The 25455-nt window shown below is 57.5% G+C and carries 24 protein-coding genes; 18 read left to right on the top strand and 6 right to left on the bottom strand.

Annotation, left to right across the window (positions count from 1 at the left end):
* Positions 1 to 44 precede the first annotated feature (44 nt).
* Complete coding sequence (nadB, locus tag ACEPPP_RS09400; RefSeq protein ID WP_374090833.1) at positions 45 to 1706, bottom strand: L-aspartate oxidase; 1662 nt, start codon at positions 1704 to 1706, stop codon at positions 45 to 47.
* A 283-nt stretch (positions 1707 to 1989) separates the two neighbouring features.
* Between nadB and rpoE the strand changes: the two genes are divergently transcribed.
* From rpoE to ACEPPP_RS09380, 4 genes are all read left to right on the top strand, one after another.
* On the top strand, positions 1990 to 2580 hold the full coding sequence (gene rpoE / locus ACEPPP_RS09395; RefSeq protein WP_374090831.1) for an RNA polymerase sigma factor RpoE: 591 nt from the start codon (positions 1990 to 1992) through the stop codon (positions 2578 to 2580).
* A gap of 27 nt (positions 2581 to 2607) precedes the next feature.
* Entirely contained in the window at positions 2608 to 3144 is a 537-nt protein-coding gene (locus ACEPPP_RS09390) for a sigma-E factor negative regulatory protein (protein ID WP_374090830.1), read from the top strand.
* 107 nt (positions 3145 to 3251) lie between these two features.
* Positions 3252 to 4094: a MucB/RseB C-terminal domain-containing protein gene (locus ACEPPP_RS09385; protein ID WP_374090829.1), complete on the top strand. Its 843-nt coding sequence runs from the start codon at positions 3252 to 3254 to the stop codon at positions 4092 to 4094.
* Positions 4095 to 4236: 142 nt separating this feature from the next.
* Entirely contained in the window at positions 4237 to 5646 is a 1410-nt protein-coding gene (locus tag ACEPPP_RS09380; protein ID WP_374090827.1) for a DegQ family serine endoprotease, read from the top strand.
* A 68-nt stretch (positions 5647 to 5714) separates the two neighbouring features.
* Here the strand turns inward: ACEPPP_RS09380 and ACEPPP_RS09375 are convergent, their stop codons facing one another.
* The 4 genes from ACEPPP_RS09375 to rnt all read right to left on the bottom strand — a co-directional run bounded on the left by ACEPPP_RS09375 (position 5715) and on the right by rnt (position 9306).
* Complete coding sequence (locus ACEPPP_RS09375; RefSeq protein WP_374090825.1) at positions 5715 to 6143, bottom strand: HIT domain-containing protein; 429 nt, start codon at positions 6141 to 6143, stop codon at positions 5715 to 5717.
* Positions 6140 to 7183, bottom strand: a complete 1044-nt coding sequence (locus tag ACEPPP_RS09370) for a M14 family metallopeptidase (RefSeq protein ID WP_374090824.1) — start codon at positions 7181 to 7183, stop codon at positions 6140 to 6142. Before ACEPPP_RS09370 ends, ACEPPP_RS09375 begins: the two co-directional genes overlap by 4 nt.
* The gene (locus tag ACEPPP_RS09365; RefSeq protein ID WP_374090822.1) at positions 7180 to 8607 is read right to left on the bottom strand and encodes a glutamate--cysteine ligase; all 1428 of its coding nucleotides are present in this window, start codon (positions 8605 to 8607) and stop codon (positions 7180 to 7182) included. The genes ACEPPP_RS09370 and ACEPPP_RS09365 overlap by 4 nt, the downstream gene beginning before the upstream one ends.
* Positions 8608 to 8676: 69 nt before the next feature.
* Positions 8677 to 9306 (bottom strand): ribonuclease T, encoded by a 630-nt coding sequence (gene rnt / locus ACEPPP_RS09360; protein ID WP_374090821.1) that lies wholly within the window; start codon positions 9304 to 9306, stop codon positions 8677 to 8679.
* A 141-nt stretch (positions 9307 to 9447) separates the two neighbouring features.
* Here rnt and ACEPPP_RS09355 point away from each other — a divergent pair, with 141 nt between their 5' ends.
* The 13 genes from ACEPPP_RS09355 to ACEPPP_RS09295 all read left to right on the top strand — a co-directional run bounded on the left by ACEPPP_RS09355 (position 9448) and on the right by ACEPPP_RS09295 (position 24028).
* Positions 9448 to 10239, top strand: a complete 792-nt coding sequence (locus tag ACEPPP_RS09355; RefSeq protein WP_374090819.1) for a VacJ family lipoprotein — start codon at positions 9448 to 9450, stop codon at positions 10237 to 10239.
* Between the two features lie 152 nt (positions 10240 to 10391).
* Complete coding sequence (locus tag ACEPPP_RS09350; RefSeq protein WP_374090817.1) at positions 10392 to 11984, top strand: GMC family oxidoreductase; 1593 nt, start codon at positions 10392 to 10394, stop codon at positions 11982 to 11984.
* 152 nt (positions 11985 to 12136) lie between these two features.
* The gene (locus ACEPPP_RS09345; RefSeq protein ID WP_374090816.1) at positions 12137 to 13549 is read left to right on the top strand and encodes an aldehyde dehydrogenase family protein; all 1413 of its coding nucleotides are present in this window, start codon (positions 12137 to 12139) and stop codon (positions 13547 to 13549) included.
* 94 nt (positions 13550 to 13643) lie between these two features.
* Positions 13644 to 13844 carry a zinc ribbon domain-containing protein gene (locus ACEPPP_RS09340; RefSeq protein WP_374090814.1) on the top strand — a complete coding sequence of 67 codons (201 nt, stop codon included), beginning with the start codon at positions 13644 to 13646 and terminating at the stop codon, positions 13842 to 13844.
* Between the two features lie 173 nt (positions 13845 to 14017).
* Positions 14018 to 15130 carry a cobalamin-independent methionine synthase II family protein gene (locus ACEPPP_RS09335; protein ID WP_374090813.1) on the top strand — a complete coding sequence of 371 codons (1113 nt, stop codon included), beginning with the start codon at positions 14018 to 14020 and terminating at the stop codon, positions 15128 to 15130.
* Between the two features lie 12 nt (positions 15131 to 15142).
* The gene (locus tag ACEPPP_RS09330; RefSeq protein WP_374090812.1) at positions 15143 to 16063 is read left to right on the top strand and encodes a CoA transferase subunit A; all 921 of its coding nucleotides are present in this window, start codon (positions 15143 to 15145) and stop codon (positions 16061 to 16063) included.
* Positions 16056 to 16904 carry a CoA transferase gene (locus ACEPPP_RS09325; protein WP_374090811.1) on the top strand — a complete coding sequence of 283 codons (849 nt, stop codon included), beginning with the start codon at positions 16056 to 16058 and terminating at the stop codon, positions 16902 to 16904. The genes ACEPPP_RS09330 and ACEPPP_RS09325 overlap by 8 nt, the downstream gene beginning before the upstream one ends.
* Positions 16905 to 16914: 10 nt before the next feature.
* Positions 16915 to 17838 carry a hypothetical protein gene (locus tag ACEPPP_RS09320; RefSeq protein ID WP_374090810.1) on the top strand — a complete coding sequence of 308 codons (924 nt, stop codon included), beginning with the start codon at positions 16915 to 16917 and terminating at the stop codon, positions 17836 to 17838.
* A complete protein-coding gene (locus ACEPPP_RS09315; RefSeq protein ID WP_374090809.1) occupies positions 17831 to 18679 on the top strand; it encodes a phosphosulfolactate synthase in 849 nt (282 codons plus the stop codon). Before ACEPPP_RS09320 ends, ACEPPP_RS09315 begins: the two co-directional genes overlap by 8 nt.
* A 29-nt stretch (positions 18680 to 18708) precedes the next feature.
* Positions 18709 to 20223, top strand: a complete 1515-nt coding sequence (locus ACEPPP_RS09310) for a lyase family protein (RefSeq protein ID WP_374090808.1) — start codon at positions 18709 to 18711, stop codon at positions 20221 to 20223.
* Positions 20220 to 21599 carry an adenylosuccinate lyase family protein gene (locus tag ACEPPP_RS09305; RefSeq protein WP_374090807.1) on the top strand — a complete coding sequence of 460 codons (1380 nt, stop codon included), beginning with the start codon at positions 20220 to 20222 and terminating at the stop codon, positions 21597 to 21599. The genes ACEPPP_RS09310 and ACEPPP_RS09305 overlap by 4 nt, the downstream gene beginning before the upstream one ends.
* Positions 21596 to 22648 (top strand): 1-aminocyclopropane-1-carboxylate deaminase/D-cysteine desulfhydrase, encoded by a 1053-nt coding sequence (locus ACEPPP_RS09300; RefSeq protein ID WP_374090806.1) that lies wholly within the window; start codon positions 21596 to 21598, stop codon positions 22646 to 22648. Before ACEPPP_RS09305 ends, ACEPPP_RS09300 begins: the two co-directional genes overlap by 4 nt.
* Before the next feature lie 18 nt (positions 22649 to 22666).
* Positions 22667 to 24028 carry an FAD-dependent oxidoreductase gene (locus ACEPPP_RS09295; RefSeq protein ID WP_374090805.1) on the top strand — a complete coding sequence of 454 codons (1362 nt, stop codon included), beginning with the start codon at positions 22667 to 22669 and terminating at the stop codon, positions 24026 to 24028.
* Positions 24029 to 24047: 19 nt separating this feature from the next.
* On the opposite strand, the gene pyrC is transcribed toward ACEPPP_RS09295, so the two are convergent.
* Positions 24048 to 25085 (bottom strand): dihydroorotase, encoded by a 1038-nt coding sequence (pyrC, locus tag ACEPPP_RS09290; protein WP_374090803.1) that lies wholly within the window; start codon positions 25083 to 25085, stop codon positions 24048 to 24050.
* A 105-nt stretch (positions 25086 to 25190) separates the two neighbouring features.
* Here pyrC and ACEPPP_RS09285 point away from each other — a divergent pair, with 105 nt between their 5' ends.
* Positions 25191 to 25448 (top strand): FmdB family zinc ribbon protein, encoded by a 258-nt coding sequence (locus tag ACEPPP_RS09285; RefSeq protein WP_374090802.1) that lies wholly within the window; start codon positions 25191 to 25193, stop codon positions 25446 to 25448.
* Positions 25449 to 25455 lie beyond the last annotated feature (7 nt).

Raw genomic sequence — 25455 nt, 5'->3', positions numbered from 1 at the left:
CAGCCTGACCGCTAACGCGTGTGTTTGAATAAATTCGTCGGAAGTTAGCCGTTCATTTCGGGCATTTCATAAGTATTACGCCCCTCGATTTTGACCGGCGTCAGGATCGTAGGTTGCGGCGGCTGGCTGTCATCGAGTTCCGGATAATCCAGCGTGTAATGCAGTCCCCGACTTTCCTTGCGCAGCATCGCGCTACGGATGATCAACTCGGCGACGATCACCAGATTGCGCAGTTCGAGCAGGTCGCTGGTGACCCGGAAATTGCCGTAATACTCGGCGATTTCCTTTTTGAGCAGTTCGATGCGGTTTCGCGCCCGGTGCAGGCGCTTGTCGGTTCTGACGATGCCGACATAGTCCCACATGAAATTCCTGAGCTCGTTCCAGTTGTGCGAGACGACGACTTCTTCGTCTGAATCGCTAACTTGCGATTCATCCCAGGCAGGAAGCAGAGGCGGCGGGGCGATCTCTGGCAGCTTTTTGACCAGGTCGATATGCGCACGCTCTGCGAACACCAGGCATTCGAGCAATGAATTGCTGGCCATTCGGTTGGCGCCGTGCAATCCGGTGCAGGCGACCTCGCCGATCGCGTACAGATTGGCGATGTCGGTGCGGGCATAGCTGTCGGTCAGCACGCCGCCGCAGGTGTAATGCGCCGCCGGCACGACCGGAATCGGCTGCTTAGTGATGTCGATATCGTAATCGAGGCACTGTTGATAAATGGTCGGAAAGTGCTCGCGGATGAAGGTTTCGGGCTTATGGCTGATGTCCAGGTAGACGCAGTCGATGCCGCGCTTTTTGATCTCGGCATCGATCGCGCGGGCGACGATGTCGCGCGGCGCCAGCTCGCCGCGCGGATCGTAGTTTTGCATGAACGGCGCGCCGTTCGGCAGGATCAGCTTGCCGCCTTCGCCGCGCACCGCTTCGCTGATCAAAAAGGCGCGCGCCTCGGGATGATAGAGGCAGGTCGGGTGGAACTGCATGAATTCCATGTTGCTGACCCGGCAGCCCGCGCGCCAGGCCAGTGCGATGCCGTCGCCGGTCGAACTTTGCGGATTGGTGCTGTAAAGATAGACCTTGTTCGCGCCGCCGGTCGCCAACACCACCGCGCGCGCCGCGATCGTTCTGACCTTTTGTTTTTGGGTGTCCAACACATAAGCGCCGAGAATGCGCCTGCCGATCGGGCTGGCGCTATCCGCGCAGGGGCCGGTAATCAGTTCGACCACGTTATGGTTTTCTAAAAGCTCGATATTGGCATGTTCGCGCGCGCGTTCGATCAGGGACAGGGATACGGCTTTGCCGGTCGCATCGGCGGTATGCACGATGCGCCGATGCGAATGGCCGCCCTCGCGGTGCAGGTGCAGTTTGAATTCGCCGGATTCGGTTTCTTCCCCGGTAAATACCACGCCCTGGCTGCGCAGCCAGTTGATCGAGCTTTTGCCGTGCGTCACGGTCAATCTGACAATGTCCGGATCGCAAAGGCCGGCGCCTGCGTCCAGGGTGTCCTCGATATGCGATTCGATCGAGTCTTCGGCGTCGAACACCGCGGAGATGCCGCCTTGTGCGTAAAAAGTGCTGCCTTCGGTGAGAGCGAATTTCGAGAGCACCGCGATTTTGACTCCATGTTCGGCCAGTTTTAAGGCTAAACTTAAGCCAGCGCCGCCGCTGCCGACGATGAGAACATCAGGGTGATTGACTGAATTGTGCATCTGGAATTAAAGGAAGATGTGCGGAAAAGGTGTCAGGCGTTGAGCGAGGGGCTTGCCGCGCTTGGGAAACAGCAAGGAATTCAGATTGAAGCGGGTATTAATCAACGGCCTATACTCTGGAAATGCGGTGTCGCAAGGATAAATCGGTGCCAGCTTAAGGGCCGGACTGGCTTAGTTGGCAAGCATCATGGATAATAGCGGTTTTTGCCGTGATAGCAATTTTTTTTGTCATAGCAGAACTAATGCGGTTTAATTCTGTCCATTCTACCATCCAAGAACACAAGTGAAGAGTCATTCTAGGGCGAGCGAACAACTGGACGAGGACCTGGTATTGCGGGTACAGCAGGGCGACAAGTCCGCGTATGATCTTTTGGTGATCAAGTATCAGCATAAAATCGTTCAATTGGTCAATCGCTATGTTAAAGATCCTAGCGAGTCGCAAGATGTCGCGCAGGAGGCCTTTATCAAGGCCTATCGGGCGCTGGGCAGCTTCCGCGGCGAAAGTGCTTTCTATACCTGGCTATACCGGATCGCAATCAATACCGCGAAAAATTATCTGATGTCCAGATCAAGGCGAAATGTCGATATGCAGATAGACGTTCAGGATGCTGAAGTCTATGAAAATCTGCCGCAGTTGCATGGCCAGGAAACGCCCGAAAGGGAACTGCTGAGCCGGGAAATTGTCGAGACGATCAAAACGGCGATCGCAAAGCTGCCTGAAGAGATGCGGGTCGCCATCATGCTGAGGGAATTTGAAGGAATGAGCTATGAGGAGATTGCTCAGGCGATGGATTGCCCTGTAGGAACGGTGCGCTCACGCATTTTCAGAGCGCGTGAAGCCATTGATAGTAAACTCAACCCCCTGCTCGATTGACGGTGATATTCGATGCACGAAGATTTAATGCAAAAAGTTTCTCAATTCCTGGACGATGAGCTTCCCGAAGAAGAAGCCTTGCGTCTCTTACAAAAAATGCGGACCCACTCCGAGTTGGCAGGCAAGATGCGCCGTTATGAGGCAATCAAGCAAGCCATAAAAAATGATGAAGAGTTAATATCGGCAACGCCCGACTTCGCGGCATCGGTCAGCAGCCGAATTCAGCAAGAGCCGGCTTACCTGATTCCGAATGCCACGCGGCGCTGGAGTCGCCACCGAAGCTTTACGCGTTCGCATAAAATCGCCGCCTTGGCGGCCTCTGTCGCGGTGATCGCGTTTGTCGCGCACACGCAGCGTCCAGAACCGGCCAGCCCTGTACAGGTTGCCGCAGTCAAGGCGCCGGACAAACCCGCCCCGCAATTGGCGGAGACTAAGACTCCACGGAATTCCTATCCAGTCAATCAACAAATCAGCGATTATTTGCAGGCGCACAGCAGTATTTATACCAATAGTCAGTCTGATTTTCAGCCCTATGCGAAACTCACTCATTACAGTCAAAAATGATTCGGGTTGTTCGCTTTTTCCTGATAGTTTTCTTCTCAATCGGGCCGGTCTCTGCCGAAGACAGCGAGTTAACCGCCAGGCAGATTTTGGCGAATATGGTTCAGGCCATGAGAGCGCTCAATTACGAGGGGACCGTCGTGTTTTTGCGCAACGGCAGGCTCGAATCGATGAAATATTCGCACGCCTCCGCGCTGGGCAGGGAGCAGGAGCGCTTGGTCTCGTTGAATTCGCCGCTGCGGGAAATCGTCAGAAATGGCGATCAAGTCAGTTGCCGTTACAATGACACGCAAACCGTCGTGTTCGATCAGAGGCCTTTCGAACATTCGTTTTTGGTCAATTTTTCAAGCCCTCTAGACGAAATAGCCCATCTTTACGATTTTGTCCTGTCCGGCGAAGAAGATGTGGCGATGTTTCCGGCCTATGTGATCGATATTCGACCGAAAGACGAATTCCGCTATGCGCGGCGGATTTGGGTTGAAAAGCTGCAGTTTTTGCCGTTGAAAGTCATGGTGTATGACCTCAACGGTGCGCTTCTCGAACAGGTCGTTTTCACCGAGCAGCATGTCAAGGAATCCTTGCCTTTTAGCGAGGTGAATCCGGAGGACGCCAAGTCGCGTGATCGAGCGCTCAAAGAGAGTGTTCCCGAGGCATTGCGGTTTACCGTGGCGAATCCGCCGGCCGGTTTCAAGGAAGTCTATTTTGCGCGCAAGACGATGCATGATTCCCGTTTGCCCGTCGAACATTTGCGGATGACTGACGGTTTGGCGTCGGTTTCCGTCTATATGGAAAACAAAAACCCCGAGATCGAATCGGGTCTCAGGTCAGTCGGCGCGGTCAACTTCTACAGCCGCAATCTCGATGATTATCAGGTAACGGTGATGGGTGAAGTGCCGCCGTTAACGGTCAAAACGATCGCCGAAGGCATTGGTCTCAAAAGCGGCGGTCGCTGAAGTCTTTCTTCGGTCCAGTATGGCGGATTTTGTCGAAGCTAAACCGACTTTTTATAATTTTTTACTGTGTATTTCCGGCCCTACAGATCATCGGCAAAATGGCTGATAGGCGATCATTTTATTATTTGGGATTAGAGGTTTTATGCTTAAAAGGCTTGGTTGGTCAGTATTTCTGGTCTTTTTGTTCGGTCACGATGTTTACGCGCAGCTTCCTGATTTTACCGAAATGGTCAAAAAAAATGGTGTAGCCGTCGTCAATATCAGTACTACCCAAAAGGCGGCTCCGGAAACCAGCAGTCTTCCTCCGGAACAACAGCTGCCCGAGGACTTGCCTCCCGAAATGGAAGAGTTTTTCAAACACTTTTTCAATGCACCGGGCGGTGATGCTGTCCCAAGAGATACGCAGTCGTTGGGTTCGGGATTCATCATTTCGGCGGACGGCTATGTACTGACCAATCATCATGTCGTGAAGGACGCCGACGAGATTGTCGTCAAGTTGACCGATCGAAGAGAGCTGGTCGCCAAGCTGGTCGGCTCCGACGCGCGCACCGATGTCGCGTTATTGAAAGTCGACGCCAAGGATTTGCCGATCGTGACGATCGGTTCACCGGACAAGCTTCAGGTCGGCGAATGGGTGCTCGCGATCGGTTCGCCTTTCGGCTTTGAACAGTCGGTGACGGCCGGTATCGTCAGCGCGAAAGGACGCAGTCTGCCCGGCGGCAATTATGTGCCGTTCATCCAAACCGACGTCGCGATCAATCCCGGCAATTCCGGCGGTCCCTTGTTCAACATGGAAGGTCAAGTCGTCGGTATCAATTCGCAGATCTATAGCCGGACCGGCGGTTTCATGGGCTTGTCGTTCGCGATTCCGATGGATGTCGTGATGAATGTGGTCGATCAGATCAAAACCAAGGGCAAGGTGTCGCGCGGCTGGCTGGGCGTGCAGATTCAGGACGTGACCCGCGAACTGGCCGAATCGTTCGGCATGAAGCGTCCGCATGGCGCCTTGGTCGCAAAAGTGTTGCCGGGAAGCCCGGCCGAAAAAGCCGAAATTCAGATCGGCGACATCATTACCGAATTCAATGGCCATGTGATCGAAACCTCGGGCGAATTGCCGCCGATGGTCGGCATGACGCCGATCGACGACAAAGCGGAACTGAAGCTGATCCGTCAGGGTGAGACGATGACCGTGCCGATCAAAATCGGCTTACTGCCCGAGCAGGAAGAGAAATTGGCGGATGCCGGCGGCAAAGGCGAAGCCAAGCCCGACAATAAACTCGGCATCTCGGTGACCGAATTGACCGCCGAGCAACGGGAAGCGCTGGAAGTTGCGAAAAATGGCGTGCTCGTGAAAAATGTCGGCAAGGGTCCTGCGAAGGATGCCGGCATTCAGCCGGGCGACGTGGTCCTGAGGATTCAGAGCAGCGTAATCAAAAGCGTCGCCGATTTCGACAAGGTCGTTAAAAACCTGCCGGAAGGCAAATCGATTGCATTGTTGGTTCAACGCCGCGGCAATCCGGTATTCTTGGCGCTGAAGATAGGCAAGCAATAAAACGCGTTTATTACCTCCGAACCCACCGGTGCATGCCGGTGGGTCCGGGCGGCCTTCCAGACCGTTTCCTATATTTCGCTCAACAAGCCCTTGAAGCGGTCATCGATTTGACCGCGAATCACGGCGATCTTCTCTTCCGTATACGGCATACGGTCAAATTTTCCCCACACCGGCGCCGGCCATGCCGGATCGTTCCGGTATCTGACGATATGATGGATGTGCAGCTGCGGTACGAGATTGCCGATCGCGGCGATATTCATCTTGTCGGCTCGGTACAGGTCCGCGAGGGTTTCAGCAAGCAAACTCGACTCTTCGGTCAATCTGATCCGCTCATCTGTGCTTAATTGATAGATCTCGGTCAAATCGGGCTTTTCCGGCACCAGAATAAACCAGGGATAGTGGCTGTCGTTCATCAGCAGGAGCCGGCACAGGCCGAAGCGGCCGAGCGTGATACAGTCTTCCGCCAAACGCGGATGCAAGGCAAAGTTTTGTTTCATGCGGGCTGGGATTCCTGATGTCCGGGAAGAGGGATGCGTTCCATGAGATAGCACAGGCAGTCCTGCCGGATCACGCCTTCGTCCAAGGTCAGCATCGAAGGCATTGTCCGACGGGCGATCCGTAAATTGCCCAGGCTCAGGTCAAAAAACCGCTCGGTTACGTCATTGCCCTGTTCATCTTGCGCGAGCAAGGGCGACAGGGCGGCACTGTGGACTTGACCCAAGATCGTGCCCGGCGCAATTTCGGTAAAGTTCATCCGCTCCAGGTCTTCGTTCAATAGTAAATCGCAATCGCTGCGAGTGAAGCTGAACGAAACCGCGTTGGCGACCTTGACCTGCGCGACCGTATGGAACAGGTCGATGTCGCGGGCATGCACCGGATGTTCCGGCAGTTGGGAAAGATGCAGGCAACTGTCCAGAAATTCAAAGGCATGATCGACGCCGTGCTGTTGGCCGGGGCGCCCGCATTCGAGAGTCACCGACGGGCATAAGACGGCGAACGCGGCCGACTGTACGCCGGTCGGGCGCTTGAAATAAACGACCAAGCGGCCGAACAAGGCCGCCAATTGCATAAAGTCGTTATCGAGCCGGTTGATGCAGGCGTAATGCGGGTTGAGGCCGGTGTTGTTGTGCACGTCGATGCTCGCGAAGACTTTACGTGCCCGCATGACTTCGAAGACCGCGGCGGCCATCTCCGTTTCCGGCGACGCAGGCAGTTCGGTGCCGGGCCAGATCCGGTTGTAATCGGGCTGATGCTCCAGTCGCCTGGCATTCTGCGCGGCCGCGTCGATGTTGCCGAAAAACAAAGACAGCGACCTCGGCAATTCCCTTTGCCTGTATTTTTTGAGCAGTTGCTGCAAGGCTAAAAAGCCGGTCGGTTCGTTGCCGTGCAACAGCACCGAGATGAATAACGGTTCCGCCAGTTTGCCCGGCAAATGCATCAGCGTGGGTTTCGGCAAAATTTGCCGCAGATCGATCGTGTCGGCCTCCAGCAGGCCGGCCGGCAGCGTATGCAATTGATCAAACAGTTGATCCGTCATGGCCACTCGCCGACCGCATTGCCGCTGTTCTGGTTTTTCAGGTAAGTCCGCGTCATTTCAGTAAAATTTCGTTGATGTTCGTTCGCAAAGCGCCGCTGCCAGTGGCTGCCGTTTTGTTTGTTTGCGAGGCGCTGGCGGATGATGCCTAAATAAGCGTCGATGTCGGCGGCGTTCACGCCGAACGCCTTTAAGCCTTCGGCCGCCCGCGGCAACAGTTCCGTGCGCAGGAGTTGGGTTATCCTATGCCGGGCGCCGTCAGACCAGACGATCGTGCTGTCGAGACCGTGGCGGGCGGCCTGATAAAAATTGTCCTTCGCTTCCGGAAAGGTCAGCGGCAGGCCGTGACTGATCGCCAGCTCGCAAATATTATGCGCCAGACCGAAATAAAATGCCGCATTCGCGATTGCGTCGAGCGGCGTCGGCCCGGAGGCGGGCGTTCGGTGTTCGATACGAATATGCGGAGTTCCGTCCGGGTCGAAGCCGACCAAGGGCCTGTTCCAGCGCCAGATCGTGCCGTTGTGCAGGCGTAAATGCGCAAACAGCTCGGCATCGGTGTCTTGAATGACCGGCAGCAAGACCGGAAAATGTGCCAGATTTTCTTCAAAACATTCGATCACCGAATGCCTGAGATAGCCTGAGCCGAAGCCGACACGGTGTAGCGGTCCCCGCGCCGCGTCCGCGAAACCGCCGGTTTCGACGGCCTGCTCGAACAATGGAATCCGGGTTTCATGCCAGAGTTCCTTGCCGAACAAAAACGGCGAATTGGCGCTGACCGCGACGATCGCCGCGGAGGCGATCAGCGAAGCATTGTAAAAATGTAGGGCAAGATCCGGCGGCAATTGAATGTGAGTCTGCAGCGACGTGGTCGCCGCTTCGAGCATCACGTCATGATGATCGACTTTCAGATGCTCCGTGCCGCTGATGTCGATATGGATCGGCTGGCCGCGCGCCTGCAGGATTTGCTCGTTCAACGCCTTGTAGCGATGCATGTCGGACATATTGCCGATGCAGAGGTCGCTTTGCGCGAGCGTCGGCAGAATGCCGATCATCAGCGCGCTATGGTTCATGCTTTCTGCATGTCGGCTGGCGTTTTGCCAGGTGCGCTCCAATTGCGCATGCAGGCGACCGAACACTTCCCCGGTCAGCGGTTCAGGATCGCAATTCAGCTCGAAATTAAACTTGGCGAGTTCGGCGCTGGCCAGGGGATCGTTCAGCGTCGCCAGGTACTGCCGATTGATCGGCGCAGGGCGCATCGCCTTATCGACCAACCAGGCTTCGATCTCGAAACCGGCGACGGGCTGCCGTTTCGAACAGCTTTTTTGCTCGAGCATCTGTTTGAGCAAAGCCGTTTCCTGAGCAAGCTTCTGACGGAAGGCGATAAAATCGCCTCCTTCGAATTGGGTCAGCGCGATTTCTTGTCCCATGGCGGCATCCGGACTGACGAAAGTATCCCATCATACGGGCTTTTTAAAGCCAGCGTCAATGGCCGGGGCTTAGGGGGCTGGCATCAGGTTTTCCAACTGTTTCCAGCGGTTTACGATCTTGCAGAATAATGTCGCGGTCATTTCCGCATCATAAAGCGCCGAGTGCGCTTTCTCGTTGTCCCAGGCGAGTCCCGCGGCCTTGGCCGCCTTGGCCAGCACCGTTTCCTGATAGACGAGCCCGCCTAGGGTGGCCGTGTCGAAGGTGCTGAACGGATGAAACGGGTTGCGTTTGTTCTGCGTGCGCTGTATCGCCGCATTCAGAAAATTCAGGTCGAAGGCCGGGTTGTGGCCGACCAGAATCGCGCGGGTACACAGATTGCGTTTGATCGCATGGCGGATCGGCCGGAAAATCATATGCAGCGCTTCGTCCTCGTCGATCGCCATCCGAAACGGATGATAGGGATCGATGCCGTTGAATTTGAGCGCGGCTTCATCGAGTTCGGAATTTTTGAACGGAATCACGTGCGCCGAATAGCGTTCGGTGATCTCCAGGTCGCCGTCGGCATTGAATTCCACGATCACCGCCGCAATTTCGAGCAAGGCATTTTTCTTCGGATTAAAGCCGGCCGTTTCGATGTCGACAATGACCGGCAGGTAGCCTCTAAAGCGTCGGTCGAGGGGGATTGATGGGGAGTTCATTAAGATGCGTTTAAGATAGGGTGGGCGGAATTAATTGGGTAGGTAGGTTGTCGTTATGAGGCTCGAAGAGTCACCACATTTGTGATATGTTACGCGCAGTTTACTGGTATTGGAACCTTGACGAATTCGAGAGTGAGTGAAATGCGAAAGTTTGAAAAGTTAACGAAGTGTGCGGTATTGGGTCTCGCGGCTCTGGCGGCCGGCTGCGCGACGACGTCCCTGGATAAAAGGGATCCGTATGAAAGCTGGAATCGGGACGTGCAGGACTTCAACGATGGCCTCGATGATTATGTGATGAAGCCGGTCGCGAAAGGTTACCAATGGATCACGCCGACGTTCGTCGATCGCGGCATCACTAACTTTTTCAGCAATCTCGGTGATATTGGCGTGACCATCAATGATTTGCTGCAAGGGAAGGTCGTGCAGAGCGGTCAGGACGGGGCACGTTTTCTGGTTAATACGACGGCCGGCGTCGCAGGTTTCGTCGATGTCGCTTCGATGATCGACTTGCAGAAACATAACGAAGATTTCGATCAGACCCTGGGTTATTGGGGATTGTCAAGCGGACCTTATCTGGTCTTGCCGTTGTTCGGGCCCAGTTCACCGCGCGGCATAGGCGGTTTGGTCGGCGATGCGGCGATGAATCCTATCAGTTATGTGGGCTTGGGCGTGTCTTCCGGTGTCTCTACCGCAATTTCCGGCGGGCTCTTTGGGGTTAATGCGGCCGATACGCGGGCCGACAATCTGAGCAACGAAAAAATCGCGACCGAGGCGGCGGTGGACCGTTACGATTTCTTCAAGAACGCGTATTTCCAGCAGCGAGAATACCTGATACATGATGGCAAGGTTCCGCAAGACAAGGAACATGAGCAATTCGATATCGAGAAGGAATTCGATGAACAAAATAATTTGGCTCCGGTCAATCCTTATTAACGACGGGCGCTTATCTTTCGGGCATATTCGCGGCTGCTTGGCTGGTTTTAGCGGTTATTCCGTCAGTGGATGGAGCCCTTTTAGATGTGGGCTTACGGCCCTATGCATTGAAAAATGTATAGGCCAGATAATCTCGATGCGAGGTGTCGATCATGCCCAGACCGATCGTGGATTACATCATCATTGGCGGAGGTTCGGCCGGCTGTGTACTTGCCGGCCGGCTGAGCGAGGATCCGGGCTGCCGTGTGCTGCTGCTCGAAGCCGGCGGCGAGGATGCGGCGGCGGCGATCCAGACGCCGGCGCGCTTTGGCGAGTTGCAGGACAGCCCCTACGACTGGGGCGACAGGACTGAGCCGCAGGCGGCAATGCACAACCGGCGCATCTTCTTGCCGCAAGGCAAGGCGCTCGGTGGTTCGAGCTCGATCAATTACATGATCTATATCCGCGGCAACCGCAGCGATTATGATTATTGGGCCAGTCTCGGCAATGCCGGCTGGAGCTATGATGATGTGTTGCCCTATTTCATCAAATCCGAAACCAACGACACCTTTCAGGGCCGCTTCCATGGAGCATCCGGGCCGCTGCGTGTCTCCAGTCACATTCCTTTAAGCCCGGTCACCGAACGCTACCTTGCTGCCGCGCAGGAAGCCGGCATCGCCTTCAATCCCGATTTCAACGGCGAACGTCAGGATGGCTGCGGTCCCTTGCAGTGCACGATAGCCCAGGGCGAACGCTGTAGCACGGCGAAGGCCTATTTGCATCTGGTGCGTTCACGCGTCAATCTGACCGTGATCAGTCATGCGCGTGCGACCAAGTTGCTGTTCAATGGCCGGCGCGCAATCGGCGTGCAATATTTGCACAATGGCGTAATTGAACAGGCCTATGCCAGCGCCGAAATGATTCTTGCTGCCGGCGCCCTGCGCTCGCCGCAGCTGTTGATGTTGTCAGGGGTGGGGCCGGCTTCGGAGCTTGAAGCGTTGGGCATCGAGGTTCTGCATGACGCGCCGGAGGTCGGCAAGAATCTGCAGGACCATATCCATGCCAGAGTGCGCTCCGAACTTCTCCAACCGTTGACCTTCGCGCCGCTGCCTCCGAGCCAGAAAGCCTTCGCGCAACAACAATACGAGCGTGAAAAAATCGGGCCGCTGGCCTCGAATTTTCTCGAAGCCGGTTGCTTTGTCAAAAGCCGGCCGGATGTCGATTATCCCGATCTGCAATTGTTTTTGTTCGGCAATTTGACGCCCGACTATCCGGAGGCAGGAACGCCGACGCGTCACGGCATCGCGCTGACCGCCTATGTGAACAGGCCGCGCAGCAGGGGGCGGATTACACTGGCTTCCGCAGACCCGTTGGACAGGCCGCGCATCGATCCTTGCTATTTCAGCGATTCCGATGATCTGCGCTGTCTGGTCGCGGGCGTCCGCTGGAATTTGAAGATTCTTCATGCCGGCGCCTTCGACGAGATTCGCGGCGTAGAATTGTCGCCGGGCACCGACATTCGGGACGATGAGGGCCTGGCTGCTTTTGTGCGGCGGACCGCGTCGACCACATGGCACCCGACCAGCACCTGCCGGATGGGCGTGGACGCTTCGGCAGTCGTCGACCCGGCCTTGCGCGTTAACGGCATTGACGGCTTGCGCGTCGTGGACGCTTCGGTGATGCCGGCCATCGTCAGCGGCAACACCAATGCGCCGGTGATCATGATCGCCGAGAAGGCGGCGGATTTGATCCGGAATCCGGCATAGTCTTTCGGAAAGGGCGTTGTTTGCTTGAAAGTCGGTGCGGCGCAAATTTAGATTGTACAGAGTTATGCAGAGTGGTACAGTTCGAGCGTGGCGAATGTACTTCGCCAGTTTTTACGCGTCCCCTTGAGGCCGAAGTCGGGAGGTGTGCATTGATGACGAGTACGACAGAACACGATGCGGATCAGATTGCGGGTTATATTGACCGCGCGCGGAAAGCGCAGCAACGGATAGAAGGCTATTCACAGGCGCAGGTCGATGACCTGGTCAAGGCGGTTTGCTGGGCCGTCGTGCGCACTGATCATGCGGAGCAACTTGCGAAACAGGCGGTCGATGAAGGCGGCTTCGGCAATTACAACGACAAGGTCACCAAGATTCGCAACCGCTGCATGGGCACCTTGGCGGACATCCTGACGGTCAAAACGGTCGGGGTGGTCGAGGAAATTCCCGAAAAAGGCCTGGTCAAGATCGCCAAACCGGTTGGCGTGGTCGCCGCGCTGATTCCGACGACAGGTCCTGATGCGACGCCGCCCTTGAAAACACTCCTGGCCTTGAAGGGACGCAATGCGATCATCGTGGCCGCGCATCCGAGAACGCAGAAAACCACCGAATTGAGCGTGCAACTGATGCGCACCGCTTGTATGCAGGTCGGCGCGCCGGCCGACCTGGTGCAGGTGATCGAAAAACCCTCTCTTGCGAAAACCCAGCGCTTGATGCAACTGGCCGATCTGATCGTGGCGACCGGCGGTGCGGCGATGGTCAAGGCGGCCTACAGTTCCGGAACGCCGGCCTATGGCGTCGGCGTCGGCAATAGCGTGCATGTCGTCGATGAAACCGCCGATCTGGACGATGCGGCGGCCATGATTGCGGCCGCCAAGCGCCATGATCATGCGACCAGCTGCCTGGCCGATAATGCGGTCGTCGCGCAGGAGTCGATTTATCAGACGCTGCTTAGCAAGTTGCGGCAGGCCGGAGGCCATCTTTGTACGGACGAGGAAAAGTCCAAATTGCAGGCGCTGATGTGGCCGGACCCTTCGGTTCATATTCCGAGCGCCCTGGTGATCGCGAAATCGGCGCGGCATATTGCGGGGCTGGCGGGTATTCAGGTGCCCGATGATTGTACCTTTCTGATTGTCGAAGAGAGCGGCGCGGGACCGGATTTTCCGTTTTCGGGCGAAAAGCTGTCGCCGGTGCTGGCCTTGTACCGTTACCGGGACGGCATCGACAATGCGATTGCCGAGGTCAATGCGATCACGTCCTATCAGGGGCAGGGTCATACCTGCGGCATCCATACCGCGAATGAGGCGCATGTGATGGAGTTGGCGATGCGAACCAAGACCGCCCGGGTCATGGTCAATCAAAATCTGAACGAAGGCGCGGGCAGCCCGCGCAACGGCCTGCCCTACACACTGAGCCTGAGTTGCGGCACCTGGGGCGGCAACATCACGACCGAAAATGTGAATGCCCGGCACATGATCAATCTGACCTGGGTGTCGCGGCCGATTGCGCCACGAACATTCGACGAGCAGGCGCTGTTTCAAAGTCATTGGCAGAAGTATTCGCGCTAACCCGGCCGCGCGACGTTGGGTGTATACCGGTAGAGGGGAGACATGCGCCCTGCTTTGTGTCATTTAGCCGGGGTATATTGATTCAGGAGGGGGGATGCCCGTTTATCTGCTCAAGTGTCCCGATTGCGGACACCAGTTTCAAAGTCTGGTGCTGAACGGCGCCAAAGTTCCGGAGATTTGGGTCTGTTCCGAATGCGGGAGCCGCGCGGCCGAACCGATCGGCGAGCGGCCGAGCGATTTTCATCCGCTCGAAAAGCCTCACGGCAAGGGCTGCCCCTGCTGCGGAGGCTATTGAGTGAGGTGAGTGGCAAGTCTGCATAGGTATTTATACCTATATGGGTCAAAATATAACTGTGATACTTTCAACTGACGATCTCTGGGCGCGCAATCGGATTGAACAGAGGAATGCTTTTTACTGGATTCACGCGGTGAGCGATCGAATGTCATTCAGAACATTGGGAGCAAGCTATGAATAAGAATAAGGTATTGATTCCAACCAGCATGGTCGGCAACTATCCGAATCCGAGATGGTGGGACGCAACGTTTGCGAGGCATTTCAAAGGCGATAGGCAGCCGCCCGATGCGCTGGTCCGGGAAGCGCTCGAGGATGCGACCGCCGCGCTGGTGACCGATCAACTGAAGGCAGGCCTAGACATCATCGCGGACGGCAGGCTGCACGGCGACAATTATGCCGATCAGGCGCTGTATTACTACTTTGATCGGCTCGGCTACGATCTGTCGGGCAAGCATTTGGGCTTTCCGATCTACAGCCGGCTGCATTCGGCGACCGTGACCCAGGAAATCAAACGCCGCGGCCAGATCATGGTCGAGCAGGCGCGGGCGTTGAGGCGGGCGACCGACAAACCGGTCAAGGTGCAGTACACCGGTGTGCAGGTGTTGGCGCAGTGTACGAACGACCTGCATTACTCGAACAGTCGCGACCGCGCGATGGACATTGCGAAGGCGATCAACGAAGACATTCTGGAAGTCGACGCACTGGGCGTCGATTATATTCAACTCGACGAATTCACTTGGCCTTATTTCTATGAAGACTGGGCGATCGAAGCATTCAATCGCGCGGTGGCCGGCGTCAAACATGCGAAAATCGTCTGCCATATCTGCTGGGGCAACTGGGGTGGGACGCCTGCCTATTACCCGGATGAAACCGCATCGGCGGGCGAGGTTTTCGACCTGACCCTGCGCGCGCAAAACGCCAAAAAACCGAATCCGACTTCGTCGGTCGTGCCGAAATCCTACCAGGCCAACATCGACGTCTTCAATATCGAGGGCATCGGCCGTCTGCCCTTTGAGAATTCGGGCCTGGAAATCCTGAAGGAGCATCCGATTCCGAAAAACATGATGTTCTGGGCCGGCGTGATCGACGTCAAAAGTACCGTCTGTGAAACGGCCGAGCAGGTCGCCGCGAAGATTCGGCAGTTACTGACCGTGGTGCCGGCCGAGCAATTGGGCGTCACGACCGATTGCGGTCTGATTCTGCTGCAGCGTTACATTTGCCAGGACAAACTGCACGCACTGGTCGAAGGCGCGAAGATCGTCCGTAAGGAACTCGGAGTGGCTTAACCGGAGCCGCCCATGTTCACGCAAACCGACAAGCGTTGTTCGTTGTCCGAACTCGTCGTTCAGGTGAAGGACGGCGATGTGGTTGCTGTCGGTGGCGGCCTGTCCTGGCGCGAACCGATGGCCGCCTTGCGTGAACTGATTCGGCAGGGCCGCAAGGGACTCAAAGTAGTCGGCTCCGCCCATGGCATCGATATCGACATGCTGTGCGGCGCCGGCGTCGTGGCCGCGAGCGGCGAATCCTATGTCGGTTTCGAACAGGATTTCGGCATGGCGCCGAATTACCGGCGCGCCTGTGAATCCGGCGATGTCCAGGTCGAGGACAACTGCTGCTATACGCTGGTGCAGCAATTGCGCGCCGCGATCTCGGGGCTGCCGTTCATGCCGATTCGCTCGGTGCAGGGGACGGGCTATGAGGCACTGCATCCCGAATTCAAAACGATGATCTGTCCTTATACCGGCGACAAGCTCGTGCTGGTGCCGCCATTGCAGCCCGATGTGGCGCTCCTGCATGCGCATTTCGCGGATCGCCACGGCAACCTGCACATCGAAGGGCCGCCGGTGGCCGATATCCTATTCGCGAAAGCATCCCGCAAAGTGATTGTGACGGTCGAAGAGATCATCGAGCATGAAGACCTCGCTGAAAAAGGCGTCACGATCCCTTATTTTTACGTGACCGCGGTCTGTGAGGTTCGGTACGGCGCGCACCCGACCTCGTGCTATCCGAACTATGCCTATGACCGGCAGCATACGCATTATTACTACGATCAAGCCAGGCAAGGTGCCGAGTCTTTTCGGGAAAACTATCTGAAACCGTTCGTTAGTCAATGTCCCGATCATCAGGTTTATCTGGAGGCGATAGGCGGCCGTGAACGCTTGCACCGGCTGGTAACATGGCGCGAGAGCGCCGAGCAGTGGAGGAGCCTCTATGACTGAGCCAATCCGCACCTGCACGCTCGGCGAATTGATGATCTATCAGATCGCATTGACTATCGAAGACGGCATTCTGGCATTCCACGGTTTCGGCTCGCCCCTGGTACAGCTTGCGCTGCATCTGGCCAAGCGCAGCCATGCGCCTAATCTGGTACTGGTGGCGGGCGCGACCTATGCGGTCAATCCGAGCCCCCTGTTTTTGACGCCAACCTCGAACGATTTCGCGATGAGCCTCGGCGCCGAATGCGACTTGAATATCGAGGAACTGTTCGATCTGGCCGCAAGCGGACGGATGGGGCGGATGTTTTTATCCGGGCTGCAGATCGACCCTTGGGGTAATGTGAATGTGACCCGGCTTGGCGATGCCGGCCATCTGAAGCTGAAGCTGCCGGGCGGTGGCGGCGGCTGCAATCTGTCCTGCGATGCGGGCCATATCACGATCTGGACCGCGGCGCACCGTGCGCCTCCGGATCAACAAGGACGGCGCCGCTTTCGGCTGGTCGAGCGCTGCGATTTCGTGACCAGCGTCGGGCATCGCAGCGCCGACGGCAGGCCGCGTTCCGAACTGCCGTACCGGGGCAAGGGGCCTGACTGCATCGTGACCGATCTCGGCGTTTTCGATTTCGACGCAACCGGTCATGCCAGGCTGAATGCGGTTTATCCCGATACCACGGCGGCGCTTGTCGCCGAGAACACCGGCTTTGATTTTCCGGTCGCCGCTGATCTTGCGAACGCGCGTTTGCCCGAGCCGGGCATGATTGAGCTGATCCGCCGTCTGGACCCGATGCAGGTTCACCGCCGGGAACTCAGCCTTGACGATCAGTCCCGCGAATTCGAGTTGTAGGAGCATGCGGATGGCAAACACGAACGGCGGCATCCTCGAGGTCGGTCAATTAAGACAGCGGGAGAACTTCGTGCCGTTGCCTTACCGCTGCGTCAGTTTTCAGCCGTATGAAGGTCCGATGACGGCGGATGCGATCGAGCGTTATTTGCTGAGTCGGGAAGTTTACCGCCGAACCGATATCGTGATCCTGCATGGCCCGAATCGTGACTATGCGGTCGCGGCGGTGCAGCGGTCTGGATCGGACAGCCTGTTTACGAGGGCAGAGAAGGTTGAAGTACTCGGTCTGCCCGCCGATTGCATCTTGATCGAAGATCCCGATACCGACCCCGCCAACCGTTCGGCGCTTGCCCTTACCGCGGTTAAGCACGGGGTCACCCCCAAGCAAACCGCGATCGTGATCGGCACGTTCGATCATGTCAACATCATTCATCGGCCGAATCCTCTGCGTCTGCGCGTGGTTGAAGTCGTGCCGCCCCATCCGCCCAAGTTGCTGCATATGGTTGAACAGGTGCTGGGCTATGCCGATTTGCCGCCGATAGTACTGGAGCCGGTCACGATCGATTTGCGCGATCTGGCTGCTACCGTAAGCCCGGACGCGTACTTGGTACCCTGCCGTTCGGGCGGTCTGAACGAACTCGGCGCGCCGGTCTATTTTTTGGACGAGCGGCCGAAACAACGTGAAAACTGGACTTTGCTCGGCTGCGAGCGGAGCCTGCAATTTCACCGGTATTATTACGGCGATGAGCCGCCGCGCGTCGAAATGTGCCCGCGCAAGCTGACCGCGCCCGATAACCAACTGACACTGCTGAAATGCTGTCTACTCGAATACGATATTGAACGGGACGGCCAGCGGATGATCGTGCCCTGGGGTACCGATTTGCCGATGATCGAAAGAGCCCTGCGCGAATTAACCGGAGACGGCGGCGATGTCTGAACTGGCCTGGGAAAATATCATTACCGGCGTGCGCGAGGCGCGCAGCGCGAAGCCGCGCAAAACCGGCTGCACGATGGTGATGGATGTCGGCAAGGGGCTGTTCGAAACGCAAAGCATTTTGGAGATGTCGGGCGCGTATATCGATCATTGGAAGTTCGCGTTCGGCACCTCGGTTTTTGTCGAGAAAGCCCGATTACAGGAAAAATTGCGCCTGTTGGCCGAGCACAATATCCTGACTTTTCCGGGCGGGACCCTGCTTGAGGTGGCGATGCTGAAGATGCATTGCCGGGTCTACATGACGCATGCGAAGGCGCTCGGCTTTCAGGCGGTCGAAATTTCGGACGGCACCCTGCCGATTCCTCGCTTCAGACGGCGCCGCATCATCGAGTGCGCGCTGAATGCCGGCTTGATTCCTATCACCGAAGTCGGCAAGAAAGATCCGAAGCGGCAGCCGACCGCCGATCAACTCGCCGACGAGATAGTGCAGGATCTGGAGTGGGGGGCGGCCTGGGTGATTCTTGAAGGCAGGGAGTGCGGCCAGGGCGTCGGCGTTTTTGACGAGGCGGGCAATGTCGAGGGTTTCGAGGTCGAAAGGCTCGTCGAATTGCTCGGCTCCAGAATCGATGCGTTGATCTGGGAGGCGCCGCTGAAGGCGCAGCAGGTCAATTTCATCGAAAAATTCGGCGTGAATGTCGGCCTCGGCAATATCAGCCCGGATCAGATCCTCGCGGTCGAGGCGCTGCGTAACGGCTTGCGCTTCGATACGCTGAATCGGGTCTCCGATAAACTGGTGCGCACCGGCTTCTGGGATCCGAATGCGGTGGAGCAGGACAAACCGTAGTTATTCCTCTTGTTAAAATTGAGATCATCATGACAGCCCGGCATCAGGCGGAACCACTCCCGCAGCAAGTGCTCGAAATAGGCGCCCGCCTGAAGGTCCCTCCTTCCGAGTTATTGGTAAATTCGGTGTTTGCTTCGGAACTCGCTCAGCAACTGCATCTGTTCGATGCATTGGGTATCACCGACATCGCGCAGACCCTCGTTGCTCTCGAACTGAAGACGATTCCCGAAACCGAGGGACGCGCATTGCTGGCAGCATTGCTGGAACTGCAAAAGAAACCGGACGATTTTGTACTAGGCCCCGAGCGTGGCGACCTCTATACCAACCGCGAGGCCTGGCTGACCGAACGCAGCGCCGCAGTCGGCTGGCTCGGCGCCGGACGTGCCCGCCGCGAAGCGATCACGACTGCATTCGTGATCGTGATGCGCAGGGTTTTGCTGGACTATCAATTCGCGTTGAGCAAACTGGGCGGTCTGATGGTCGAACGGGCCATGATCCACCGGCTTTCGATCATGCCGGACTACACCTACCTGCAAGCGGCGCAGCCGACCACGTTCGGGCATTATCTGCTGAGCTTCGCCTATCCCCTGCTCCGGGACCTCGAACGGCTCGATCTGCTGTTAGGCCAATTGAACCTCAGCCCGGTCGGCTGCGGCAGCACCAATGGCTCCCTGATTCCGCAAGGCCGGCAGCAAGCGGCGCAACTCCTCGGTTTTGCCGGCGTGATCGAGCATGCCCGCGACGCGATGTGGCAGGCCGATGTGTGCATCAACGGCGTCTCGATACTCAATACCAGCAGCATCACCTTGAGCCGCTTGGCCGAAGACCTGCAGATTTTCAGCACGCAGGAGTTCGGGTTGATCGAGCTTGACGATCGCCATGCGCGCGCGAGCAAGATCATGCCGCAGAAAAAAAATCCGTTTGCGTTGACGCATGTCAGGGCCTTCGCGAACAAGATGATCGGTCTGAGTACGACCGTGACCGCAAGTTCCAGAACGCCGAGCGGTCAGTCGGATAACCGCTTGCTGGTTTACGGCGAACTGCCCGAAGCCGTCCGGCAGGCGACTGAAGTGAGCGAGCTGATGGCCGAGGTGCTCGAACACTTGACGTTCAAAGCCGACAGGGGCAGGCAACTTATCGAGACCGGTTGGACGCTCGCGACCGATCTTGCCGAAACGCTGGTGCTCGAATGCGGTCTCGATTTTCGGGTCGCGCATCAACTGGTCGGATTCCTGGCCAGCGAGTTTCAAGGGCAAAGTCTCAGCGCATTGTCTCCCGACATCATTAGCGCCGCCTGCGAACAGCGCTTTGGACGGCGCATCGAATTGTCCCGCGCGCAATTCGAAAAAGCGCTCGATCCCCTGCATGCGATTGAATCCCGGCAGGAGGCCGGCGGCACTTCAATGCGCAGCATGGAGACTATGCTGAACGACTGTTCGGCCCGATTCACCGGCTATCGGGAGCAAGCCCTCCAGAGTCTCGCCTACCTTGAAGACAAGGAAAAGGAACTTCTGATGCTCGCCGAGGCGCTGGCCGCAACATGATCGATTCGGTGCATATCAGCGATTCGACGATTTACGGCTCGGCCTGGAGCACGCCGCCAATGCGTGCGCTATTCGCCGAGCAGAATAAAATCAAGGGCTGGCTCGAAATCATGTCGGTATTGGCGGCCGTGCAGGCGGAGTTCGGTTTGATTCCGGTCGAGGCGGCCAGGCAAATCGAGGCATGCCACGCGCATATCGAGATCGACGAGGCTTTCCTGCGAGAGGCCGGTGAAGGCTTCGCGAAAACGAACCACTCGCTGCTCGGCATCATCAACGTCTTGAAGTCGCGGCTCGAACCCCAAGGCGGCGAATGGGTCTGCTATGGCGTGACGGTACAGGATATTACCGATACCCAGACGATGCGGACTTTGGTGCGGGTCCGGGAACATTTTATCGAGCAAGTCTGCGCGATCGAACGCACTTTGAGCGATCTTGCCGTCCGCCATCGCGATACGCCGATGTGCGGCAGAACGCATGGGCAGCCGGGCCTGCCGATCACCTTCGGTTTCAAGGCCGCCTGCTGGCTGGACGAACTGGACCGTCACCGCCGGCGCCTTGTCGAACTCGGCCCGAGACTCTGTGTCGGACAATTGGCCGGCGGCGTCGGCAGCCTGTCGTCATTAGGACCGGCATCGCTGGCGTTGCAGCAAGCGTTTCTGCAACGCCTCGGCTTACAGTCTCCCACGATCTCCTGGACCAGCAGCCGCGACCGTCTTGCCGAATGGCTGAATACGCTGGCGCTGATCACCGCGACCGGCGACCGGATCGGTCAGGAAATCGTGCAGTTGCAGCGGCCCGAAATCGGCGAGCTCAGCGAAGGTTTTACCGAGGGCGCGGTCGGCAGCATCACGATGCCGCAAAAACGCAACCCGGAAATTTCGGAACATCTCGGCACACTGTCTCGAGTCGTTCGGCATCATGCCGCGCACATGGCCGAAAATCTGGTGCACAGTCATGAGCGCGACGGTCGCTCCTGGAAGGGCGAGTGGGCGATCATTCCGGACGCCACGCTGGCGGCCGGCAAGGCGCTGGACTTGTTGAAGACTCTTTTGATTGAACTCGAGGTGCACGAGCAGCGCATGCTGGCGAATATCGACGCCAGCCGAGGCCTGATTTACAGCGAACGGGTGATGCTGGCGTTGGCGAAAAAGATCGGCAAGCAAAGCGCGCATCGAGCAGTTTATGAAATCGCCATGCGCGCTTATGAACATGGAATGCATCTGCGGCAGGCATTACACAAGGATCAATCCATTACCGGTCTGTTGCCGGCGGCCGAGATCGATGCGCTGTTCGATCTCGGCTCCTGTACTGGGCATTGTGCGGAGATGGTCGAGCGGGTGATCGCTTCAATCGATCTATCGGGGCAGTCATCGTGAAACTCCCAATGACTGCCGCGGAGCGTCTCGATGTGGCCCGCCACATCGAAAAGAAAATCCCGCGCCAGAGACTGGCGGCCTATCCTACGCCTTTGCAGTCCTTCAACCGTTTATCCGCGATGCAGTCCGGTCCGAAACTTTGGGTCAAGCGCGACGATTTGATCGGCTTCGCGCTCGGCGGCAATAAGATTAGGGGCCTGGAAGTGATGCTGGCCGATGCCCTAAAGGTTGAAGCCGATACCTTGATCACCGGCGCCGGCGTGCAGTCCAATCACGTGCGCGCGACCGCCTTCGTGGCGGCATTCGCAGGGCTCGACTGCATCGCCGTCTATTGGGGTAAGCCGCCGCCGAACATCGACGGCAATTATCGTGTCACTACGATGCTGGATGCGCAGGTTCATTTCACGCAGAACGACGACAGGGCGAGCGTGGATGGCGCGATAGAAACCATAGCGGACCGCATGCGCAGAAGCGGCAGACGCCCTTATCCGATTCCGCGCGGCGGCGCCTGCATGATGGGCGTTCTGGGTCACGTACTGGCCGTGTGCGAGGCGTACCGGCAATGCCTGGAACTTGCAATCAGTCCGGATGCGATCGTGATCGCGGTCGGCTCCGGCGGCACCTATGCGGGTTGGCTGCTCGGAACGAAGTTACTGAATCTGAATTGGCGAATCATCGGCTACAGCGTCAGCCGCGATCCGAAGGAAGCCGGCGTGCAGATAGCTCGTTTGGCCAATCAGGCGGCGGCATGGCTGGGCTCTGAATTCGGCTTCTCGGTCATGGATGCGCCGGTGCAGGGCGGCTTCATCGGGCCGGGCTACGGCATTCCGAGTCCCGAAGGCGCGAACGCGATTAAACTGGCGGCTCGCTTCGAAGGCCTTTTGCTCGATCCGGTTTATACCGGTAAGGCGATGGCGGGTTTTCTGCATGGACTGGATAGCGGTGTGTTTGATGCGTGCGAAAACGTGATTTTTTTGCACAGCGGCGGCGAGCCGGCATTTTTTGCCGGGCAGGGCGAATGGCTGGGCATTCATCCACGAGTCATTTGATCAGAAAAGGGGAATGACATGCGCATCGTGATCATAGGCGGTGTGGCGGCCGGGGCCAAGGCGGCGGCCAAAGCCAAGCGGGTGAATCCCGATCTGGAAATCATCGTTTTTCAGGACGAGGCCGAAGTGGCCTATTCGGCTTGCGGCCTGCCCTATGTGATCGGCGGTACGATTACGGATCAAAATAAACTGGTGATCAGGACGCCGGAAGAATTCGCCAAAGACGGCATTCGGGTCGAGACGGGCCGTCGCGTTGTCGCTTTGGATGCGGCAAACCGGCGGATGAGGGTGCGCAATCTACAGGATCAAAGCGAAGAAAGCATCGCTTATGACCGTCTGATCGTGGCTACCGGCGCGTTGCCGATCGTGCCTCGGGTGGAAGGCATCGATCTCGACGGCGTGCTGACCTTGCGAAAAATAGGCGATCTGGCAAGGTTCAAGGCCATTTTCGATACGCTGCGGCCGCAAAAGGCGGTGATCGTCGGCGCGGGCTATATCGGCATGGAGCTCGCCGAAGCCTTTCACGAACTGAATATCAAAACGACCCTTATCGAGAAATTCCCGCGTATTCTGCCGAAGTTTGATCCCGAGATGGCGCAACTGGTGCATGATCAGTTAGTCGAACAGGATATTGAATTGATCCTCGGCGATGGTCTCAGTAAATTGCAGGGTGAAAACGGCCGGGTCATCGCGGTTGTGACCGAATCCGGCAAAGTCATTCCGGCCGACCTGGTCGTGATCGCGATCGGTGTGCGGCCGAATACCGAACTTGCGATGGCCGCCGGCATTGCGCTCGGTAAGACCGGTGCGATTGCGGTCGACTCAAGGATGCAAACGAACATTCCGGGAGTCTTCGCGGCCGGTGACTGCGCCGAGACGATCGACCGGGTATCGGGGCAGCCGACGTGGGTGCCGCTCGGCGATATCGCCAATCTGCAGGGACGGGTCGCGGGCGAAAACGCGGCCGGCGGCAATGCGCATTTTCCGGGCGTGTTCGGCACCGCGATCTTCAAGGCCTTCGAGCTGAATGTCGCGATGACCGGATTGTCCGAGCAGGCGGCGCGCGCGCAGGGCTTCGAGCCGGTCTCGGTGTTGCTCAGGCGCGGCGATCGGGCTCGTTATTATCCGGGCGGCCGGGAGGTCACTATCAAATTGATTGCCGATCGCCGGGATGGCCGCCTGCTCGGCGCTCAGGTGATCGGTCCGGGCAAGGCGGACAAGATGATCGATATTGCGGCGACCGCCTTGCTCGGCAAATTGACCTGTCATGATCTGGAGAATGCCGATCTGGCTTACTCGCCGCCGTTCAGTCCGGTGTTGTCGCCGATGATCATGGCGGCCGGCGCCCTGAGCAGCCGGGTTTCGGGCGTCGCGGATTGAAGGTGTCGGCTGCATGGAACTATGCGGCCGCCGCTTTCCAGGTCAATGTTTCTCCCGCCTTCAAAGGCGTTATCGCGACCTCGCCGTCTTCGTAAGCCGCCGGCACCTGCCAATCCCTCTTTTCGAGCGTGATCGTGCCGGGGTTTCTCGGCAGCCGGTAAAAATCGGCGCCGTAAAAACTCGCAAAGCCTTCCAGCTTGTCCAGCGCATCAGCTTTTTCGAATGCCTCCGCATAAAGTTCGAGCGCGATAGGCGCGCTGAAGCAGCCGGCGCAGCCGCAGGCGTTTTCCTTCAACGCGGTCAGGTGCGGTGCGCTGTCGGTGCCGAGGAAAAATTTTGGATTGCCGCTGGTCGCCGCCTGCACCAGCGCCTGGCGGTGATGTTCGCGCTTGAGCACCGGCAGGCAATAATGGTGCGGGCGGATGCCGCCGGCCAGAATCGCATTGCGGTTATACAGTAAGTGTTGCGGCGTGATCGTCGCGGCGATGTTCGGGCCTTGGGCCTTCACGAAATCGACTGCCTCTCGCGTGGTCACATGCTCGATGACGATGCGCAGCGCCGGGAAATGCTCGACAATTCGGCTCAGCCGGGTTTCGAGAAAAACGCGCTCCCGATCGAAAATGTCGCAGTGTTCGTCGGTCACTTCGCCGTGGATCAACAGCGGAATATCCTGTTTCTCCATTTCCTGAAACAAGGGGTAGGCGGCCTCGATGTTCGCGACCCCTGAGTCCGAGTTGGTCGTGGCGCCCGCAGGATAGAGCTTGAACGCATGCACATGCTCGGATTCGGCGGCTTTCCGGATCTCTTCAGTACGCGTCGAGCCGGTCAGATACAGGGTCATCAAGGGGGTAAAATCGAGCCCTTCCGGAATCGCCAGCAAGATTTCCTGGCGGTAGGCCAAGGCCTGCTCGACGGTCGTGACCGGCGGTTTCAGGTTCGGCATGATGATCGCGCGGGCGAATTGCCGGGCCGTATGCGGCAGCACCGCTTTCAGCATCGCGCCGTTGCGGACATGCAAATGCCAGTCATCGGGGCGGGTGATGGTTAATTTCTTCATTTAAAAGGCCGTTTTCTGTAGAATAACTCGATATTCTATCGTAGCTGCTTGAAAAAAAGTGCAAGCATCCCTATCTCGATCATTATTTTCTTACCGGAGACATCCATGCCAATCTATGAATATCAATGTCAATCCTGTGGGCATGAGCACGAAGCCTTGCAAAAACTCAGCGACCAGCCGCTGGTGCATTGCCCCGCGTGCAGCAAGCCCGATCTGATCAAAAAAATATCGGCGGCAGGCTTCCGTTTGAAAGGCGGCGGCTGGTACGAAACCGACTTCAAGAGCGGCGCGAAGAAAAACGTTGCGGGCGAAAGTACCGAGTCCTCGAAGCCGCACAGTTGCAGCGGCAGTTGCGGCCACTAGGTCGTGG

This window comes from Methylomicrobium lacus (assembly GCF_041897535.1).
GTDB lineage: Bacteria > Pseudomonadota > Gammaproteobacteria > Methylococcales > Methylomonadaceae > Methylomicrobium > Methylomicrobium lacus_A.
This window is presented reverse-complemented; position numbering and strand designations above follow the sequence as displayed.